General features: G+C 64.3%; 17 protein-coding genes. 1 reads left to right on the top strand and 16 read right to left on the bottom strand.

From position 1 onward, the window contains the following. Nucleotides 1–10: 10 nt before the first annotated feature. The 3 genes from F6X40_RS24405 to ppsA all read right to left on the bottom strand — a co-directional run bounded on the left by F6X40_RS24405 (nucleotide 11) and on the right by ppsA (nucleotide 4,022). The gene (locus F6X40_RS24405) at nucleotides 11–958 is read right to left on the bottom strand and encodes an SPFH domain-containing protein (RefSeq protein WP_187629545.1); all 948 of its coding nucleotides are present in this window, start codon (nucleotides 956–958) and stop codon (nucleotides 11–13) included. An 87-nt stretch (nucleotides 959–1,045) separates the two neighbouring features. After that, nucleotides 1,046–1,501 carry an NfeD family protein gene (locus F6X40_RS24400; protein WP_090805347.1) on the bottom strand — a complete coding sequence of 152 codons (456 nt, stop codon included), beginning with the start codon at nucleotides 1,499–1,501 and terminating at the stop codon, nucleotides 1,046–1,048. Between the two features lie 118 nt (nucleotides 1,502–1,619). Further along, nucleotides 1,620–4,022, bottom strand: a complete 2,403-nt coding sequence (gene ppsA / locus F6X40_RS24395) for a phosphoenolpyruvate synthase (RefSeq protein WP_187629544.1) — start codon at nucleotides 4,020–4,022, stop codon at nucleotides 1,620–1,622. 515 nt (nucleotides 4,023–4,537) lie between these two features. On the opposite strand from ppsA, the gene F6X40_RS24390 reads away from it, so the two are divergent. Beyond that, a complete protein-coding gene (locus F6X40_RS24390) occupies nucleotides 4,538–5,353 on the top strand; it encodes a pyruvate, water dikinase regulatory protein (RefSeq protein ID WP_184066329.1) in 816 nt (271 codons plus the stop codon). A gap of 58 nt (nucleotides 5,354–5,411) precedes the next feature. On the opposite strand, the gene F6X40_RS24385 is transcribed toward F6X40_RS24390, so the two are convergent. From F6X40_RS24385 to frr, 13 genes are all read right to left on the bottom strand, one after another. Then, complete coding sequence (locus tag F6X40_RS24385) at nucleotides 5,412–6,200, bottom strand: TrmH family RNA methyltransferase (protein WP_184022645.1); 789 nt, start codon at nucleotides 6,198–6,200, stop codon at nucleotides 5,412–5,414. 88 nt (nucleotides 6,201–6,288) lie between these two features. After that, nucleotides 6,289–7,038 (bottom strand): ribonuclease HII, encoded by a 750-nt coding sequence (rnhB, locus tag F6X40_RS24380; protein ID WP_187629543.1) that lies wholly within the window; start codon nucleotides 7,036–7,038, stop codon nucleotides 6,289–6,291. After that, nucleotides 7,035–8,204, bottom strand: coding sequence for a lipid-A-disaccharide synthase (gene lpxB / locus F6X40_RS24375; protein ID WP_187629542.1), 1,170 nt, complete (start codon nucleotides 8,202–8,204; stop codon nucleotides 7,035–7,037). Before lpxB ends, rnhB begins: the two co-directional genes overlap by 4 nt. A gap of 3 nt (nucleotides 8,205–8,207) precedes the next feature. Next, complete coding sequence (gene lpxA, locus F6X40_RS24370) at nucleotides 8,208–8,996, bottom strand: acyl-ACP--UDP-N-acetylglucosamine O-acyltransferase (RefSeq protein ID WP_184056892.1); 789 nt, start codon at nucleotides 8,994–8,996, stop codon at nucleotides 8,208–8,210. A gap of 100 nt (nucleotides 8,997–9,096) precedes the next feature. Then, a complete protein-coding gene (gene fabZ, locus F6X40_RS24365; RefSeq protein ID WP_006048683.1) occupies nucleotides 9,097–9,561 on the bottom strand; it encodes a 3-hydroxyacyl-ACP dehydratase FabZ in 465 nt (154 codons plus the stop codon). Nucleotides 9,562–9,747: 186 nt separating this feature from the next. Beyond that, nucleotides 9,748–10,860, bottom strand: coding sequence for a UDP-3-O-(3-hydroxymyristoyl)glucosamine N-acyltransferase (lpxD, locus tag F6X40_RS24360; RefSeq protein ID WP_184066166.1), 1,113 nt, complete (start codon nucleotides 10,858–10,860; stop codon nucleotides 9,748–9,750). A gap of 94 nt (nucleotides 10,861–10,954) precedes the next feature. Next, nucleotides 10,955–11,476, bottom strand: a complete 522-nt coding sequence (locus F6X40_RS24355; protein WP_026225318.1) for an OmpH family outer membrane protein — start codon at nucleotides 11,474–11,476, stop codon at nucleotides 10,955–10,957. An 89-nt stretch (nucleotides 11,477–11,565) separates the two neighbouring features. Next, a complete protein-coding gene (gene bamA, locus F6X40_RS24350) occupies nucleotides 11,566–13,869 on the bottom strand; it encodes an outer membrane protein assembly factor BamA (protein WP_184066169.1) in 2,304 nt (767 codons plus the stop codon). A 67-nt stretch (nucleotides 13,870–13,936) separates the two neighbouring features. Next, a complete protein-coding gene (gene rseP, locus F6X40_RS24345; protein ID WP_018417653.1) occupies nucleotides 13,937–15,331 on the bottom strand; it encodes an RIP metalloprotease RseP in 1,395 nt (464 codons plus the stop codon). Between the two features lie 7 nt (nucleotides 15,332–15,338). Beyond that, nucleotides 15,339–16,544, bottom strand: a complete 1,206-nt coding sequence (locus tag F6X40_RS24340) for a 1-deoxy-D-xylulose-5-phosphate reductoisomerase (protein ID WP_187629541.1) — start codon at nucleotides 16,542–16,544, stop codon at nucleotides 15,339–15,341. Between the two features lie 10 nt (nucleotides 16,545–16,554). Continuing rightward, nucleotides 16,555–17,376: a phosphatidate cytidylyltransferase gene (locus F6X40_RS24335; protein WP_187615368.1), complete on the bottom strand. Its 822-nt coding sequence runs from the start codon at nucleotides 17,374–17,376 to the stop codon at nucleotides 16,555–16,557. After that, nucleotides 17,370–18,149: a polyprenyl diphosphate synthase gene (gene uppS / locus F6X40_RS24330; RefSeq protein WP_184022637.1), complete on the bottom strand. Its 780-nt coding sequence runs from the start codon at nucleotides 18,147–18,149 to the stop codon at nucleotides 17,370–17,372. The genes F6X40_RS24335 and uppS overlap by 7 nt, the downstream gene beginning before the upstream one ends. A gap of 62 nt (nucleotides 18,150–18,211) precedes the next feature. Beyond that, nucleotides 18,212–18,772 (bottom strand): ribosome recycling factor, encoded by a 561-nt coding sequence (gene frr / locus F6X40_RS24325; RefSeq protein ID WP_090800586.1) that lies wholly within the window; start codon nucleotides 18,770–18,772, stop codon nucleotides 18,212–18,214. Between the last annotated feature and the right edge of the window lie 34 nt (nucleotides 18,773–18,806).

Raw genomic sequence — 18,806 nt, 5'->3', positions numbered from 1 at the left:
TGCCCGTTCGTCAGCGCAAGTCGCCGCGCGGCGGCTCCGCTGCCGCCTTGCTCCTGTTCACGATGGTCAGCGCCGACGCGATCATCGAACTCATGTTCGACATGTCGCCCGGCACGATCAGTGTCGTGCCCTGCCTGGCGAGGTTCGAGAACGCGTTTACGTACTGTTCGGCCACCTTCAGATTCACCGCGTCCATGCCGCCGTTCAGCTGGATCGCCGCCGCGATCTTCTGGATCGCCTGCGCGTTCGCCTCGGCCACCGCCAGAATCGCCGCGGCCTGCCCCTGCGCCTGATTGATCGCTGCCTGACGCTCGCCTTCGGACTTCTGGATCGCCGCCTCGCGGCCGCCCGACGCGATATTGATCTGCTCCTGCTTGCGCCCTTCCGATGCCGCGATCAGCGCGCGTTTCTCGCGCTCGGCGGTGATCTGCGCCTGCATCGCGTGAAGGATTTCCTTTGGCGGCGTCAGGTCCTTGATCTCGTAGCGCAGCACTTTTACGCCCCAGTTCGCGGCCGCCTCGTCCAGCGCGGACACGATGCTGTGATTGATGAAATCGCGCTCCTCGAAGGTCCGGTCCAGCTCCAGCTTGCCGATGACCGAGCGCAGCGTGGTCTGCGACAACTGCGTGATCGCGAACACGAAGTTGCTCGATCCGTACGATGCCTTCATCGGATCGGTGACCTGGAAATACAGCACACCGTCGACCTGCAGTTGCGTGTTGTCGCGCGTAATACAGACCTGGCTCGGCACTTCGAGAGGAATTTCCTTCAGCACGTGCTTGTACGCGACCCGGTCGACGAACGGGAACGCGAAGCTCAGACCCGGCGTCAGCGTCGCCTGATAACGGCCGAGGCGCTCGAGCACCCACGCATGCTGCTGCGGCACGATCTTGATGGTCTGCGACGCGAGCACGATCACGACGATCAGCAGCACTGCCCCGACGATGGTTGAATCCATATCGCTACCCTCCGATTCTGCTTCGAATAGTTGTGCGCAGGTTGGTCGGGCCTGCGTTTTCAGCTTGGGCGGCCGGCGCTCAGATCGTCAGGTCGCGCTCGCGCGCGCCTTCGGCTGCCGGCTCGCGACGACGACGAGGCAACTGCCCCGCAACTCCTTGATCTCGTAGACCTGCGCGTCTTCGGGTTCGCCCGCGGCCAGCTCGATGTCCCATGCCGCGCCACGATAGGTCGCGCGTGCTTTGCGCCCCTGCCAGGCCGGCACGTTCAGCGTCTGCCCGATATCCAGATTGACATCCGGATTGCGCGACGCCTGCTCGCGCCTACGACGGCCGAAGCGCGAGCGTCTGAGCACCACGACCGCCGCGAGCGCAACCAGCGCCGCCACTACGAATTGCAGATCGGTCCCGGCGCCGGCAATGCGCGCAAGCGCGGCCGCGACGAAGCCGAACGCGATCATCAACAGATAGAAGGTGCCGCTCATCAGCTCCAGCACGACAAGCACACCCGCCCCGATCCACCAGAACAGTCCACCAGGCGCCACGTCGACCTCCACAATGCAAAACACCCCGGTTCTACCGGGGTGTTTATAGCACGAAGCGCACGTGCCTTTAACGCGTGCCGAATGCCGCCTGCGAAAGCGGCATTCGATACCTCGCGAGTTACTGCTTCGCCTTTGCGAGCTGCTGCCACGTATCGATGATCGTGTCGGGGTTGAGCGAGATCGACTCGATGCCTTCGTCAGTCAGCCATTGCGCGAAGTCCGGATGATCCGACGGCCCCTGGCCGCAGATACCGACGTACTTGTCGAGACGCAGACAGGTTTCGATCGCGCGCTTGAGCAGGAACTTGACCGCTGGATCACGCTCGTCGAAATCGACCGCGAGCAGCTCCATGCCCGAGTCGCGGTCGAGGCCGAGCGTGAGCTGCGTGAGATCGTTCGAGCCGATCGAGAATCCGTCGAAGTACTGCAGGAACTCTTCCGCGAGGATCGCGTTCGTCGGCACTTCGCACATCATGATCAGACGCAGGCCCTTCTCGCCGCGCTTCAGGCCGAACTTCGCGAGCAGCCCGACCACGCGCTCCGCCTGCTTCAGCGTACGCACGAACGGCACCATGATCTCGACGTTGTCGAGGCCCATCTCTTCACGCACCTTCTTTAGCGCGACGCATTCCATCTGGAACGCCTCGGCGAAGTCTTCCGCGATATAGCGCGACGCGCCGCGGAAACCCAGCATCGGGTTTTCCTCGTCCGGCTCGTAGCGCGAACCACCGATCAGTTTCTTGTACTCGTTCGACTTGAAGTCCGACATACGCACGATGACGGGCTTCGGATAGAACGCCGCCGCGATCGTTGCGATACCTTCGGTCAGCTTGTCGACGTAGAACGCGCGCGGCGACGCGTGACCGCGCGCGACGCTTTCGACCGCCTTCTTCAGGTCCTGATCGACGTTCGGGTACTCGAGGATCGCCTTCGGGTGCACGCCGATGTTGTTGTTGATGATGAACTCGAGCCGCGCGAGACCCACACCTGCGTTCGGCAGTTGCGAGAAGTCGAATGCGAGCTGCGGATTGCCGACGTTCATCATGATCTTCACCGGAATCGGCGGCAGTTCGCCGCGCTGCACTTCGGTGATTTCGGTTTCGAGCAGGCCGTCGTAGATCTTGCCTTCGTCGCCTTCCGCACATGACACGGTGACGAGTGCGCCGTCCTTCAGCACGTCGGTCGCGTCGCCGCAGCCGACCACGGCCGGCACGCCCAGCTCACGCGCGATGATCGCCGCATGGCAGGTGCGGCCGCCACGGTTCGTGACGATCGCCGACGCACGCTTCATGACCGGCTCCCAGTTCGGGTCGGTCATGTCGGCGACGAGCACGTCGCCCGGCTGCACGCGGTCCATCTCCGACGGGTCGTGGATCACGCGCACCGGACCCGCGCCGATCTTCTGACCGATCGCGCGGCCCGTTGCCAGCACGTTCGACTGGCCCTTCAGCTTGAAGCGCTGCTCGGCCTTGCCGCCGCCCTGGCTCTTCACCGTTTCCGGACGCGCCTGCAGGATGAAAATCTTGCCGTCGCGGCCGTCCTTGCCCCACTCGATGTCCATCGGACGCTGGTAGTGCTTCTCGATGATCACCGCGTACTTCGCGAGCTCGATCACGTCTTCGTCGGTGATCGAGAAGCGGTTGCGCTGTTCGTGCGCGACGTCGACGGTCTTCACGCGGCCCGGCTCGCCCGGCTTCGTGAACTCCATCTTGATCAGCTTCGAGCCGATCGAGCGGCGAATGACCGGGTACTTGCCCTGCGCCAGCGTGGTCTTGAACACGTAGAACTCGTCCGGATTCACCGCGCCCTGCACGACGGTTTCGCCGAGGCCATAGCTCGACGTGATGAAGACGGCGTCCCTGAAGCCCGATTCGGTGTCCAGCGTGAACATCACGCCCGCGGCACCGACGTCCGAACGCACCATGCGCTGCACGCCAGCCGACAACGCGACTTCAGCATGCGTGAAGCCCTTGTGGACGCGATAGGAGATGGCGCGGTCGTTATACAGCGACGCGAACACGTGCTTCATGCGATCGAGCACGTCGTCGATGCCGACCACGTTCAGGTAGCTTTCCTGCTGACCGGCGAACGATGCGTCCGGCAGGTCTTCCGCGGTCGCGGATGAACGCACGGCAAACGACAGTTCCTCGGGCGAGCTCTGTTGCAGCGTGTCGAACCCCGCGCGAATGTCAGCCTCGAGCTGCGGCTGCAGCGGCGCGTCGACGATCCATTGACGGATCTCCTTGCCCGCTTCGGCGAGCGCCTTCACGTCGTCGACGTCGAGCGTCTCGAGACGTTTGGCGATGCGTTCGGTCAGATTGTTGTGCTGCAGGAAGTCACGAAATGCGAGCGCGGTGGTCGCGAAGCCGGTCGGCACGCGCACGCCGGCTTCGGCGAGCTGGCTGATCATCTCGCCCAGCGACGCGTTCTTGCCGCCGACGATTTCCACGTCGGTCATCCGCAACTGCTCGAACGGAACTACATACGCCTTGTCCTTTGCGACGGTAACTGCGTTAGTCATACAAGCCCCTAAGTGTGAAAGAAATTCACGGCTGTGCAAGTGGGCTTGAACACGGGCAGCCCATTGGAAGCCTCGACCCCGTGTCTTGCACAACCTGTTAGATAAGCAATCGCCTGGACGGCAGAGATGCGTTGCATGGCGCGCCGGCCATGGAGCACGAGGCGGACGCACCGAAGAACGCGGTTGAGCGGACTTACCGCTCGATCTGTTGCGTTCAACGCATATTGACATTAGATAACGTGACGTTGAACGACCGTTCGCGGCAAGTTAGCGGCCAATCGCCTGCAATTGCTTATCCAACAGGTTGCCGCTATTCTACCGTGCCGACTCCTGAAATGTGGCAGTCGGTCGAGAATTGCGCCTCGAATCGCGCGCCGACCGAGCCAGCCGGCTTTTGCGAGACCGCCCGCGCGGGGCACGAGCGCGGCGCGCCCGCCGCCGCGCGGTTTGATTCGAGCGCGTTGTCGCGCTCGCGCTTTCCGGCTCATTTGCCTTTCACGTTCACAGCTCCTCTGATGCCGCCCACCGTATTCATCGTCTCAGACGGTACCGGGATTACTGCCGAAACCTTCGCGCATTCGATCCTCTCCCAGTTCGACCAGAAATTCCGCCTGGTCCGCGTGCCATTCGTCGACTCGACCGAGAAGGCCTACGCAACGCTCGAAAAGATCAACGAAGCGGTCGCGCAGGACGGCCGTCGACCGATCGTGTTCACCACGCTGGTCGATAGCTCGTCGAATCAGATCGTGAAGGGTTCGAACGCGCTCGTGCTCGACATGTTCCAGACCTTCGTCGAGCCGCTCGAGCAGGAACTGGAACTGAAGTCGAGCCACGCGATGGGGCGCGGCCATCAGAACGCGGACACCGAGGAGTACAAGAACCGGATCGAGGCGATCAATTTCTCGCTCGCGCACGACGACGGTCAATCGAATCGCAATCTCGCAGACGCCGACGTGATCCTCGTCGGCGTGTCGCGCAGCGGCAAGACGCCGACGAGCCTTTACCTGGCGATGCAGTACGGCGTGAAAGCGGCGAACTATCCGCTGATTCCCGAAGATTTCGAACGCGGCAAGCTGCCGACGCCGCTACGCGAGCATCGACAGAAGATGTTCGGCTTGTCGATCGATCCGCAGCGGCTGTCGGAGATCCGTAACGAGCGGCGGCCGGGCAGCAAGTATGCGGCGCCGGAAAACTGCCGCTATGAGATCAACGAAGCCGAAACGATGATGCGGCGCGAGGGGATCAAGTGGCTGTCGTCGACGCACAAGTCGATCGAGGAGATCGCGACGACGATCCTGCAGGAGATCAAGCTGGATCGGCCGTCGTATTGAGGGATGGCCGAGCAGGCGTTGCGTTGCTGGGCCAGAGCCCTCGCAACGCCACTTAAGTCTACTTTTTGCGCCCGCGCTGCTGCCGGCACTGCTCGAACACGCAGACCGCCGCCGCGGCCGCCACGTTCAGCGACTCCATACCGCCGGGCTGCGGAATCGTCACCCGCAACGACACGGCATCGCGCCACGCCTGCGACACGCCCGCCCCTTCGTTGCCGAACACCCACGCGAGCGGCCTGCTCAGGTCGCTGTCATAGATCGCTTCGGCACCGTGCGAATCGGTGATGACGATCGGTACCGCGAGCCGTTCGATCAGCGCACGCGCTTCGACATCCTCATGCATCTGCAACAGGAAGTGCGCGCCCATCCCGGAACGCAGCACCTTCGACGACCACGCGTATGCGGTGCCCGGCGCGCAGAACACGTGCTCGATACCCGCAGCCGCTGCGCTGCGCAGAATCGAGCCGACGTTGCCCGCGTCCTGCACGCCGTCGAGCACGAGACAGTTTTGCTCGACGCGCTCGGGCAGCGGTGCGTCGAGCTTCTCGACGAGCAGCAGAATCCCGACCCCATGCACGACATTCGACAACTGCCCGAACAATGCATCCGGCAGCGTCACGAGCCGATGCTCGTCGATCCGTGACACGATCGCCTGCGCTTCGTCGTGACGCAACGCGCCGTCGGTGACGACGCATAGCTCCGGCTGACCTGCGACGTCCAGATACGTGCTCGCGAGATGGAAGCCCTCGAGCAGCGCGTGGCCGCTGCGGCGCTGTTGATGCGTCGAGCCGGCCAGTGCCTTCAGGCGCTTGTAGAGCGGATTGTCCCGCGAGGTGATGGCTTTCACAGGCAGCGAAGGCGGTGAGAAGGGAAAAGGAATCAGCGGCAATCAACGGCACGCAAGCGCGCAGCGCGCTCGAGCCGCGCTGATGGGGTCACGCGAAGCCGGCTTCGCCGAACGCATCGCCGTCGAGCAGCAGCGCGTCGGCCACGACGACGGCGTCCGCCGCTGGCAACGGCACGCCAGTGCCGAACCTCAAATGCGCTTCGCGCACCGGCGCGAACGATCGCCGATGATGCTCGCACGGCCCATGCTCGCGCAGCGCCGCGAGATGCTGCGGCGTGCCATAACCGGCATGCGCGTCGAAGCCGTACATCGGATACGCCTGGTGCAGTTCGACCAGCATGCGGTCGCGCGTGACCTTCGCGAGAATCGACGCCGCCGAGATGCTCTTCACGAGCGCGTCGCCGCCAATCACCGCCTCGCTACGGATGCTGAGCGTCGGGCAACGGTTGCCGTCGATCTTCACGAGCGTCGGCACGACCGACAGGCCCTCGACCGCGCGCTTCATCGCGAGCATGGTGGCGTGCAGGATGTTCAGCGAATCGATTTCCTCGACTGTCGCCGACGCGACGCAGTACGCGAGCGCACGCTCGACGATCTTGTCGTACAGCGCTTCGCGCTTGAGTGCGCTCAGTGCCTTCGAATCGTCGAGGCCACGGATCATCGGTTTGGCGGGATCGAAAATCACCGCCGCCGCGACGACCGGACCGGCCAGCGGTCCGCGCCCTGCCTCGTCGACGCCGCAGACGATGTCGTCGGCGCTCTCGAAGTTCAGGCCGGCTTGCGCCACTACCCGAACGGTGGCCGCGATCTTCCGGCGAGGCGCGCGCGCGGCGGTCATGGCCGCCCTGCCCGCTGCTCGACGACGCTCGCCACGACTTCGGCCGCGCGCTGCGCGGTGTTCTGCTTCAGCACGTGATGCATCTCCGTGAAGATTTCCTTCAGCGTGCGCCGGTTCGCCTCGTCGCGCAACTGTTTCAGCGTCGCCTCGGCGAGCGCCTGCGGCGTCGCGAAGTGCTGCAGGATCTCCGGCACCACGAAACGCCCGGCCAGGATGTTCGGCAGGCCGACGTACGGCAGATAGCCCTGGCGGCGCATGATCTGGCCGGTCAGCCAGGGCACCTTGTACGAAATCACCATCGGCTTTTTCAGCAGCGCGGCTTCGAGCGTGACGGTGCCGCTCTTCACGAGAATCGCGTCGGCGGCGGTCATCGCGAGTTGCGACTGGCCTTCGGTGATGGTCAGCACGAGGCCCGGATGTGCATCGACGAGCGGCTGCAGCAACGCGCGCAACGCGGGCGTCGCCGCCGGCATCACGAAGCGCACGCTGGGCTCCTGGTGCTGCATCATCTCCATCGCCGCGAAGAACGTCGGGCCGATCAGATCGATCTCGGAGCGCCGGCTGCCCGGCAGCACCGCGATCACCGGCCCGCTTTCCGCGAGACCGAGTGCGCGGCGCGCACCGAGGGTGTCGGGTTCGAGCGGGATCTGATCGGCCAGCGGATGCCCGACGTACGACGCCGCGACACCCGCCTTTTCGAGCAGCGCGGTTTCGAACGGGAACACGCACAGCATGTGGTCGACGGCCTTGGCGATCTTCTTGATGCGCCCGCCACGCCACGCCCAGATGGACGGGCAGACGAAGTGCACGGTCGGAATGCCGGCGTCGCGCAGTGCGTGCTCGAGCCGGAAATTGAAGTCGGGCGCGTCGACGCCGACGAACACGGACGGCGGCTCGGCGAGCAGCTGACGCTTGAGCTCGTTGCGGATACCGAGGATTTCAGGAATGTGCCGCAGTGCTTCAACATAGCCGCGCACCGTCAGCTTTTCCATCGGCCAGTGGGCGCCGAAACCCGCAGCGATCATGCGCGGACCGCCGATGCCGTAGTACTGCGTGGCGGCCGGCAACCGGCTGGCGAGGCCGTCGAGCAGCGACGCGGCGAGCAGGTCGCCGGACGGCTCGCCGGCCACCATCGCGACGCGCAGCGGACTGGGTTGCAACGTCATCGGTTAGCGGATGATGCCGCGCTGCGACGCTTCGACGAACGCGAGCAGCGTCTGCACCGGGGCGTCGCCGTCACCGCCGGCCGAACCGAGTTCCTTCAGTTGCACCTTCGCTTCTTCGAGCGACAGGCCGTTCTTGTACAGCACGCGATACGCGGTGCGCAGCACCGAGATCGCGTCGGCAGAGAAGCCGCGGCGACGCAGCCCTTCGACGTTGATGCCGTGCGGCTCGGCCTTGTTGCCCGCGGCGATCACGTACGGCGGCACGTCCTGCACGAGCGCCGACGCGCCGCCGAGCATCGAATGCGCACCGATGCGCACGAACTGATGCACGCCCGACATGCCGCCGATGATCGCGTAGTCGCCGATCGTCACGTGACCGGCCATCTGCGCGTTGCTCGACAGGATCACGTTGTTGCCGACGTGGCAGTCGTGACCGATGTGCACGTAGGCCATGATCCAGTTGTCGTCGCCGAGCGTGGTGACGCCCGCGTCCTGCACCGTGCCGGTGTGGATCGTCGTGAACTCGCGGATCATGTTGCGGTTGCCGATCACGAGCCTGGTCGGCTCGTCCTGGTACTTCATGTCCTGCGGACGCCCGCCGACCGATGCGTAATGGCCGATGCGGTTGTCTTCGCCGAGCGTGGTATAGCCTTCGATCACGCTGTGCGAGCCGACCGTGCTGCGCGCACCGATCGTCACGTGTGCGCCGATCACCGCATAGGGCCCGACTTCGACGGATTCGTCCAGCTGCGCGCCCGCTTCGATGATCGCGGTGGGATGGATCCTGCTCATGCGTCCTCGCTTCTGATTCTGTTGCGTTGTGTGGATGGCCTTGCCGCCAGGGCCGCCGCGCGCGCGCCTTGCCGCGCCGCGACCTGCCCCGACGCGGGCTTTACGCGTCTTTGTCCGTGTGGCGCACCGCGCACATCAGATCGGCTTCCGCCGCGACGACGCCATCCACTTCGGCGCGCGCCTTGAACTTCCAGATGCCGCGCATGTGACGCTCGAACGTGCAGTTCAGGATCAGCTGATCGCCCGGTTCCACCACGCGCTTGAAGCGCGCGTTGTCGATGCCGACGAACAGGTACAGCGTGTTCGACGGATCGCTCGGCTCTTCCGAGAACGTCAGCAGCGCCGCGGTCTGCGCGAGGGCTTCGAGGATCAGCACGCCTGGCATCACCGGCCGCGTCGGGAAATGTCCCTGAAAATACGGCTCATTGATCGACACGTTCTTCAACGCTTTGATGCTCTTGTGCGGTTCGAGTTCGAGCACCCGGTCGACCAGCAGGATCGGATAACGATGCGGCAGCAGCGTGAGAATCTTATGAATGTCGAGATTGATTTTTTCGGTGCTCATGGTGTTTCTGCTCACGCATTGACTGCGCGATGATGACTGCGGATGCTGGGTGCAGGTGGGTTGAAAACGCGCACGACCGGCGCCTCTGATGACCGGTGGTCGTGCCACCCGGTCACGGCCACCGGCTTTGCTTCATGATGCTCGACCACTATTTTACGCGGTGCGGATGGGTCGCCGGGATAACTGTCAGATCTTGTTGCCTGCGGGTTGACCTGCGGCGCCGTCAGTGGCATTGCCGGCTTTGTCGACGGTGGCGTTCTCCAGCGCTTTGATGCGATCGCGAAGCTTGTCGATATTGCGCAGCAGCGCGGCGCTTTTGTTCCAGTCCGCGTGGTTCACGGCCGGGAACGCGCTCGTGTACATGCCGGGCTTCAGCAGCGACTTCGACACGCCCGACTTTGCGGTGACGATCACGTAATCGGCGAGCGTCACGTGTCCGGCAATGCCGACCGCGCCGCCGATCATGCAATGACGGCCGATGGTCGTGCTGCCCGCGATGCCCGCGCAGCCCGCGATCACCGTGTAGGCGCCGACCTTGCAGTTGTGGCCGATCTGCACGAGGTTGTCGATCTTCACGCACTCCTCGATGATCGTGTCGGCCATCGCGCCGCGGTCGATCGTGGTGTTCGCGCCGATTTCGACGTCGTTCGCGATCGACACGCCGCCGACCTGCGGAATCTTGACCCAACTGCCGGTGCGTGCGTCGCCCTCGCCGACGAAGTCGGGCGCGAAGCCGAAGCCGTCCGAGCCGATCACCGCGCCCGCGTGGACGATCACGCGCTCGCCGAGCTTGCAGCCGTGGTACACGGTCACGTTCGGATACAGATGCGAGTTCGCCCCGACGCGGGTGCCGCGGCCGATTACGACGTTGGCGTCGAGCCGCGCGTGCTCGCCGATCACGGCGCCCGCTTCCACGGTGACACGCGGACCGATCACCGCGCTCGCGGCGACCTGGGCGGAAGGATCGACGGTTGCGCTCGGATGCACGCCGGGGACCGCCCTCGGCGCGGCCAGGTCGATGAAGGTTTGCGCGATGCGCGCAAAGTAAGCGTAGGGATTCGGCGTGACGATGAAGTTTCGAGCTTCGCGCGAGGCGAGCTTCGCAAGGTCGCCGGCATTGATCAGCACTGCGCCGGCGCGGGTCGTTTCGACCTGCGACAGATACTTCGGATTGGCGAGGAACGCCAACTGGTCCGGGCCTGCCTGGTCGAGCGGCGCAAGACTGCTCACGCGCTGCGCCCCGTTACCGACTACTTCACCGCCGAACCGCTGGACGATGTCCTCGAGCGTAAATGCCATGCCTATCCTGTCTCCAACCTGTTCAATCATTGCGAGGGCGCGCGCCGAGGCGTGCGGGGCGACCGTGCGCCGCCCTCAGTCGCCCTCATTGTCCTTAGTTGCCCGATGCCGCAAGTGCCTTCAGCACCTGGTCGGTGATATCGATGCGCGGGCTCACGTACACCGCTTCCTGGACGATCAGATCGTAGTGCTGCGTTTCGGCGATCTGCTTGATGACCTTGTTCGCGCGATCGAGCACCGCCGCGAGTTCCTCGTTGCGGCGCTGGTTCAGGTCTTCGCGGAACTCACGCTGCTTGCGTTGGAAGTCCGAGTCGAGCTGCGACAGGTCGCGCTGCTTTTGCGCGCGATCGGTCGCCGACATTGTCGCGCCATTCTTGTCGAGTGCATCGGACATCGACTTGAGCTTTTGCGCCATGTCGGCGAGATCCTTGTCCCGCTTCGCGAATTCGGCCTCGAGCTTCAGCTGCGCGGCTTTCGCCGCCGCCGATTCGCGCAGGATGCGGTCGGAATTCACCGCGGCGATCCTCGCCTCCTGCGCGTGCGCCATGCCAACCCCGAGGGTCATTGCCAGCGCCAATGCGCACGCTACACGTTTCGAAAACATACCGGTTAGCAAAGTCATCCTCTCGATACTGTAGTTTGACCGGGTCCGCCGCCGCAGCCGGCCGCCGGCAACGCCGGCCGCCGGGAACACCCGCCGCCCGATCAGAACGCCGTCCCGATCTGGAACTGGAACTTCTGGTACTGGTCGCCAGTGTGCTTCGTGAGCGGGAAGCCAAGGCTCAACTTGAGCGGGCCGATCGGCGAGATCCACGCGAGACCCACACCGTAGCCGTAACGCAGGCCATTTGCGCCGATGCTGTTACCTTCCGTTCCCCACACGTTACCGGCGTCGAGGAACGTGAACACACGCAGCGTGCGATCGTAGCCCGTGCCCGGCAGCGGGAACGTGAGCTCGATATTGCCGACGAGCAGCTTCGAGCCGCCGATCGGGTCGTTGGTCTTCGCGTCTCGCGGACCGAGCGAGCTCGGCTCGTAGCCGCGCACCGAACCGATACCGCCGGCGAAGTAGTTCTTGAAGATCGGATAAGGCTTGCCGCCGAGGCCGTTACCGTAGCCGCCCTGGAAGTTGAAGCCCAGCACGAAGCCACGCGCGAACGAGTAATAGTACTGCGCGTTGATGTCGGCCTTGTAGTACTGCGTGCCCCCGATCGGCGTGCCGTACTCGGCGTTCGCCTGCGTGAAGTAGCCGCGGCTCGGCACCAGCGCGCTGTCACGCGCGTCGCGCGACCAACCGACCGTCAGCGGTACGTTGTTCGACACGCGGCCGAACTGGTTCACGTAGTCGATATAGCTTTGCGGCGTATTCGAGTCGATGTCGAGCTGGTTCTGCTCGAAGCCGACGCCGAAAAACACCGTGTCGACTTCGGAGAACGGAATGCCGAACTTCAGGTCACCGCCAATCGTGACGATCTTGAAGCTCGAATCGGTCGAATAGTACAGCGGCTGGTACGTGCGGTAGTAGACGTCGGTGATCCGCTTGATACCGTCCACCGTGAAGTACGGGTCGACCTGCGTGACCGTCAGCGTACGGTACGTCTTCGCGGTATTGATGTTCACCGAGAGGCTCGTGCCGGAGCCGAACACGTTGTCCTGCGAGATACCCGCCGACAGCACCACCTTGTCCGTCGACGAGAAGCCCGCGCCAAGCGTGATCGCGCCGGTCGGCTTTTCGGCGACCTTCACGTCGATGTCGACCTGGTCGGGCGTGCCTTCGACCGGCACCGTGGTCACGTCGACGTCGGTGAAGTAGCCGAGACGGTTGATACGGTCCTTCGACAGCGCGAGGCGGTTCGAATCGAACCACGAGCTTTCGAGCTGGCGCATTTCGCGGCGCACCACTTCGTCGCGCGTGCGCGTGTTGCCGACCACGTTGATGCGGCGCACGTACACGCGACGGCTCGGGTCGACCTGAAGCGTCAGGTCGACGGTGTGGTTGTTCTGGTCGATCTGCGGCTGTGCATTGACGGTCGCGAACGCGTAGCCGTACTCGCCGAGCTTGTCGACGATCGCCTTCGTGGTGGCCTGCAGCTTTTCGGCCGAGAAGCGGTCGCCCGGCTTGATCTTGATCAGCTTCTTCAGTTCCGCTTCGCGGTCGAGCAGATTGCCGGCGAGGCGGATGTTCGAAATCGTGTACGGCTGACCTTCATGCAGCGTGACCGTCAGGTACATGTCCTTCTTGTCCGGCGAAATCGACACCTGGGTCGATTCGATGCTGAACTCGAGATAGCCGCGGTTCAGGTAGTACGAGCGGACGTTCTCGAGGTCGCCGGTGAGCTTGTCTTTCGCGTACAGGTCGTTCTTCGTGTACCACGAGAACCAGTTCGGCGTGGACAGCTGCATTTCGTCGCGCAGCGTGCCGGTGCTGAATGTCTTGTTGCCGATGAAGTTGATCTGACGGATCTTCGCGCTCGGACCTTCGGCCACCGAGAACAGGATGCCGACGCGGTTGCGGTCGATCGGCGTGATCGTCGTGGTGACTTCAGCCGCGTAAAAACCGCGCGTCAGATACTGGCGCTTCAGTTCCTGCTCGGCCTTGTCGACGAGGGCCTTGTCGTAGTAGCGGCCTTGCGACAGCCCGACCGCGCGCAGCGCCTTGATCAGGTTGTCCTTGTCGAACTCGTGGATACCGGCGAAGTCGATCGTGCCGATGGCCGGGCGCTCTTGCACCTGCACGATCACCACGTTGCCTTCGGTCGCGATCTTGACGTCGTTGAAGAAGCCCGTCGCGTACAGCGCGCGAATCGCTTCGGACGCCTTGTCGTCGGTAAAGGTATCGCCTTGCTTGATGGGCAGGTACGCGAACACCGTGCCCGGTTCGACGCGTTGCAATCCCTCAATGCGAATGTCTTGCACCACGAAGGGCGTCGTTGCGTGAGCAACCAGCCCATGCGCGGCGAACGCCGCGGCTACAACCGTCTTTGGACCAAAGCGATGAGGTTTGAACAACGTGCTTCCCCAGTATGTATAGCTGCATCAGGCCTGGCGGCCGCCCTCGTGAACGCCGCCGGACACTTTAAAAATGGATTAAACGAGCCAGATCGTTGAACAGCGCAATCGCCGACAACGCGACGATGCAGGCAAGCCCCGCCCTCTGAAAAACGAGTTGCCAGCGATCGGAGACAACTTTACCGGTCACAGCTTCAACCAAATAATATAACAGATGACCCCCATCCAATACCGGAATTGGTAGCAGGTTCAGCACGCCGAGGCTAATGCTGACAAGGGCCAGGAACGACAGAAACGCGGCAGGACCCAGACGTGCGCTCTTTCCCGCGTAGTCGGCGATCGTCACCGGACCGGACAGATTCTTCAGCGACGCCTCGCCGACGATCATCCGGCCGAACATCCTGACCGAGTACACCGCGAGATCCCAGGTACGGCGCGCGCCGAGGTGGAGGCTCTCGAGCGGCCCGTAGCGCACGTCGATCGACGGCACCTGGGTCGCCAGCTCCGCGCCGATGCGGCCGATCTGCTGCCCGCTCGCTGCATCGCGCTGCAACTGCGGCACGATGGTGATTTCTTCGAGCGCGCCCGCCGCATGACCGCCACGGCCCCCGCGCTCCACCCGCAGCGTGACCGGCACGCCGGCGTGCGATTTTACAAAAGCGATGAAGGCCGAGGCATTATCGGTCGGCGTGCCGTTGATCGCGCGCAGCCGGTCGCCGGCGACGAGCCCGGCCTTTTGCGCGGCGCTGCCCGCCTGCACGCCCGCCACCGTCAGCTTGCCGCCGCCGGGCTCGAAGCCGAGGCGCGACATCAGATCGTCGTCGACGTCTTTCTCGCCGAGGCCGCGCAGGTCCATCGGAAAATCGGACGTGCCGTGCGCGTCTTTTGCACTGAGCACGATGCGCTGCTGATCGAACGCGGCGCCGAGCAGCTTCCAGCGCAGATCCGACCACGACCGCACCGGCTCGGTCTCATCGCTATGGCCGGTGCGCACACCGACGATGGTCTCGCCGCCCTCGAAGCCCGCCAGCGCGGCCGGCGTGTTCGGCGCGGGTGTCGCGATCACGGCGGCCGGTTCGGTCACGCCAGTTGCGAACACGAGCGCGAACAGCACGATCGCGAGCAGGAAATTCGCGACCGGACCGGCCGCGACGATCGCGAAGCGCCGCCACACCGACTGGCGGTTGAACGCATGCGGCAGATCCGCCTCGGGAATCGAACCGGGGCCGGTCTCGCGCTCGTCGAGCATCTTCACGTAGCCGCCGAGCGGCAGCGCGGCAATCGTCCACTCGGTGCCCGTCTTCGGACTGACCCACTGAACGAGCGGCTTGCCGAAGCCGATCGAGAAGCGCAGCACCTTCACGCCGCACAGACGCGCGACGCTGTAGTGCCCGTACTCGTGGACTACCACGAGTACGCCAATCGCAACCGCGAAAGCGAGCAGTTCGATCAGCAGATTCATAAACGCCTCACTGGACGACGCGTTCCGTGCGACGGGCGCCGTCAGGCAGACGCGCGATGAATTCGGTAGCAGCTCGGCGCGCCGCGGCGTCCGCTTCGATGACGTCGTCGAGCGCGTGCGCGCTGCGGTTCGGCAACGCGTTCAGCACCGAGTCGACCGCCTCGGCAATCGCCATGAAGCCGATGCGGCGCGCGAGAAATGCCTCCACCGCGATCTCGTTCGCGGCGTTCAACGCCGCGCTCGCGACGCCGCCTTCCGCAAGCGCCTTCATGGCGAGCGCGAGGCACGGGAAGCGCGCGTAGTCGGGTTTTTCGAACGACAGCGACGCGATCTCCGCGAGATCGAGCTGCGCGACCCCGGAATCGACGCGATCCGGAAACGCGAGCGCGTGCGCGATCGGCGTGCGCATGTCGGGGTTGCCGAGCTGCGCGAGCACCGAACCGTCCGCGTACGACACCAGCGAATGAATCACGCTCTGCGGATGGATCAGCACGTCGATGCGCTCGCCGGGCAGGTTGAACAGCCAGTGCGCCTCGATCACTTCGAGGCCCTTGTTCATCATCGTGGCCGAGTCGACCGAGATCTTGCGGCCCATCACCCAGTTCGGATGCTTGCAGGCTTCGTCAGGCGTCACGTCGACGAGCGTGGCCGGTTCGCGCGTGCGGAACGGGCCGCCCGATGCGGTCAGGATGATCTTTGAAACGCCGCCATGCAGCGACGCTTCACGCGGCAGGCATTGGAAAATCGCGTTGTGTTCGCTGTCGACCGGCAGCAGCACCGCGCCGTGGTCGCGCACCGCGTCCATGAAGATCGCGCCGGACATCACCAGCGCTTCCTTGTTCGCGAGCAGGATTCGCTTGCCGGCGCGCGCCGCGGCAAGGCCCGGCGCGAGACCGGCCGCGCCGACGATCGCCGCGACCACCGTGTCGCAGCCCTCGCTCTTCGCGACGTCGACGAGCGCCTGCGGCCCGTACGTGACCTCGGTCTTGCTGCCCGCTTCGCGCAGCTTCGCGGCGACCTTCGCGGCCGTGTCGGCGTCGCCGACCACCGCCACTTCGGGCGCGAAGCGCAGGCATTGCCCGACGAGCTTGTCGCCGTTGCGATGCGCGCTCAGCGCGTAAATCGAAAAACGCTCGGGATGACGCGCGACCACGTCGAGCGTACTGTCTCCAATCGAGCCCGTGGAACCGAGCAATGTCAGACGTTTTTGCATATCTCTTTCTCTAGCCGAGCAGCAGCATGGCGAGCGGCAGCACCGGCAACAACGCGTCGATGCGATCGAGCACGCCGCCGTGCCCCGGCAACAGGCCGCTCGAGTCTTTGACGCCGGCCTGACGTTTCATCATCGATTCGAACAGGTCACCGACCACGCTGAAAACCACCAGCAGGGTCAGCGCGAGCACCGTGCGCAGCGCACCCAGTTGCGCCAGCAGCGCAGAATACAGGGTCGGCTCGAACGCGTGCAAAAAGATCGCCGCGGCCGCGACGATCATGACCAGCAGCCAGCCGCCGATCGCCCCCTCCCAGGTTTTACCCGGACTGATCGCTGGCGCCAGCTTGTGCTTGCCAAATGCCTTCCCGGAGAAGTATGCGCCGATATCGGCGAGCCATACCAATAGCAGCAGCGACAGCACGAACGGCACACCCTGCATGCGCGCGGCGACGAGAGCATGCCAGCACGCGATGAAACCGACGATTCCGGCAAGAAACAGAAACGCGCGCCACGCGCCCTGCGCGAGCACGGGCTTGCGCAGCAGCACGAATGGACCGGCGATCACCCAGAAAATCGCCGCCGCCTGGAAGAACGGCCGCGCAGGTTCGGTGCCGATGCCCACCCGCGTACTGGTGACGAGTCCGAGTGCCGCGACGAGCGCGTACAGCACCGGACCCGCGCCACCGAGCTTCAGCAGGCGCGCCCACTCCCACGCGGCGAACACGACGACGAAAGCGATCAGTGCGCCGAATGCGCCGACAGGCGCGAACAGCGTGACAGGCAGGAACACTGCCAGCAACACGATCGCCGTGATGACACGGGTCTTTAGCATGGAAGCGAATCGACGTTCTGCGATTGCGGCTCGAGCTGAGCACTGGTGCGGCCGAAGCGGCGTTCCCGCTCCGTGTACGAAGCGATGGCGTGACCGAGCGCGTCGGCGTCGAAATCCGGCCAGAACGTGTCGGTGAAATAGAACTCGGTGTAGGCAAGCTGCCACAGCAGGAAGTTGCTGACGCGGCGCTCGCCGCCGGTGCGGATGAACAGGTCCGGCTCGGGTGCGTAGGCCATCGACAGGTGCTCGGCGAACGCGTCCTCGTTGACCTCGACCGGCTTGCCCGCCGCCGCTTGCTCGACGAGCTTGCGGGTGGCCTGCATGATGTCCCAGCGCCCGCCGTAGTTCGCGGCGATGGTCAGCGTGAGACGGGTATTGCGCGCGGTCTTGGTTTCCGCGCGCTTGATCAGATCGCGGATCTTGTCGTCGAAACGCTCGAGATCGCCGACCACGCGCAAACGGATCCCGTTCGCGTGCAGCTTGCCGATCTCGCGCTCGAGCGCGGTGACGAACAGGCGCATCAGGAACGATACCTCCTCGTTCGGACGGCGCCAGTTCTCCGAGCTGAACGCGAACAGCGTCAGATATTCGACGCCCCGCCGCGCGCACGCCTCGACGGCCGCCCGCACCGCGTCGACGCCGCGCGTATGGCCCGCCACGCGGGGCAGACGCCGCTGCGTGGCCCAACGGCCGTTGCCATCCATGATGATCGCGATATGTCGCGGCACCGCGGCGACTTCAGGCACGCGCACGGTTGAGCTGGTATAGGTCATGGCCGTCGGGACAGTAATGCCAGTAAAGAAGTGGAAATCAGAAGGTGCTGAGCCGAACGGCGTCAGACCGTCATGATCTCGGCTTCTTTCGTTGTGACGAGCTTGTCGATTTCGGCGACGAACTTGTCCGTCAGCTTCTGGACGTCGTCACCGGCACGACGCTCGTCGTCTTCCGAGATTTCCTTGTCCTTGACGAGCTTCTTCAGTTGCTCGTTGGCGTCGCGGCGCAGGTTGCGCACGGCCACCTTGGCCGTTTCGGCTTCGCTGCGAACGACCTTGGTCAGCTCGCGGCGACGCTCTTCGGTCAATGCTGGCATCGGTACGCGGATCACATCGCCATGGGTAGCTGGGTTCAGACCGAGATCCGACTCGCGGATCGCCTTTTCGACGACCTGGACCATCTTCTTTTCCCACGGCTGCACGCCGATCGTGCGCGCGTCGATCAGCGTCAGGTTCGCGACCTGCGAAATCGGCACCGGCGAGCCATAGTAGTCGCACTGGATATGATCGAGCAGGCCCGTGTGCGCACGGCCCGTGCGGATCTTCGACAGGTCGTTCCTGAACGCGTCGATGGAGCGCTGCATCTTCTGTTCAGCGCCCTTCCTGATATCAGCCACAGACATTTTTAAACCTCCGAACCTTCAAAACGGTGCGAGC

It is taken from the genome of Paraburkholderia sp. UCT31, from assembly GCF_014397655.1.
Taxonomy (GTDB): Bacteria; Pseudomonadota; Gammaproteobacteria; order Burkholderiales; family Burkholderiaceae; genus Paraburkholderia; species Paraburkholderia tuberum.
This window is presented reverse-complemented; position numbering and strand designations above follow the sequence as displayed.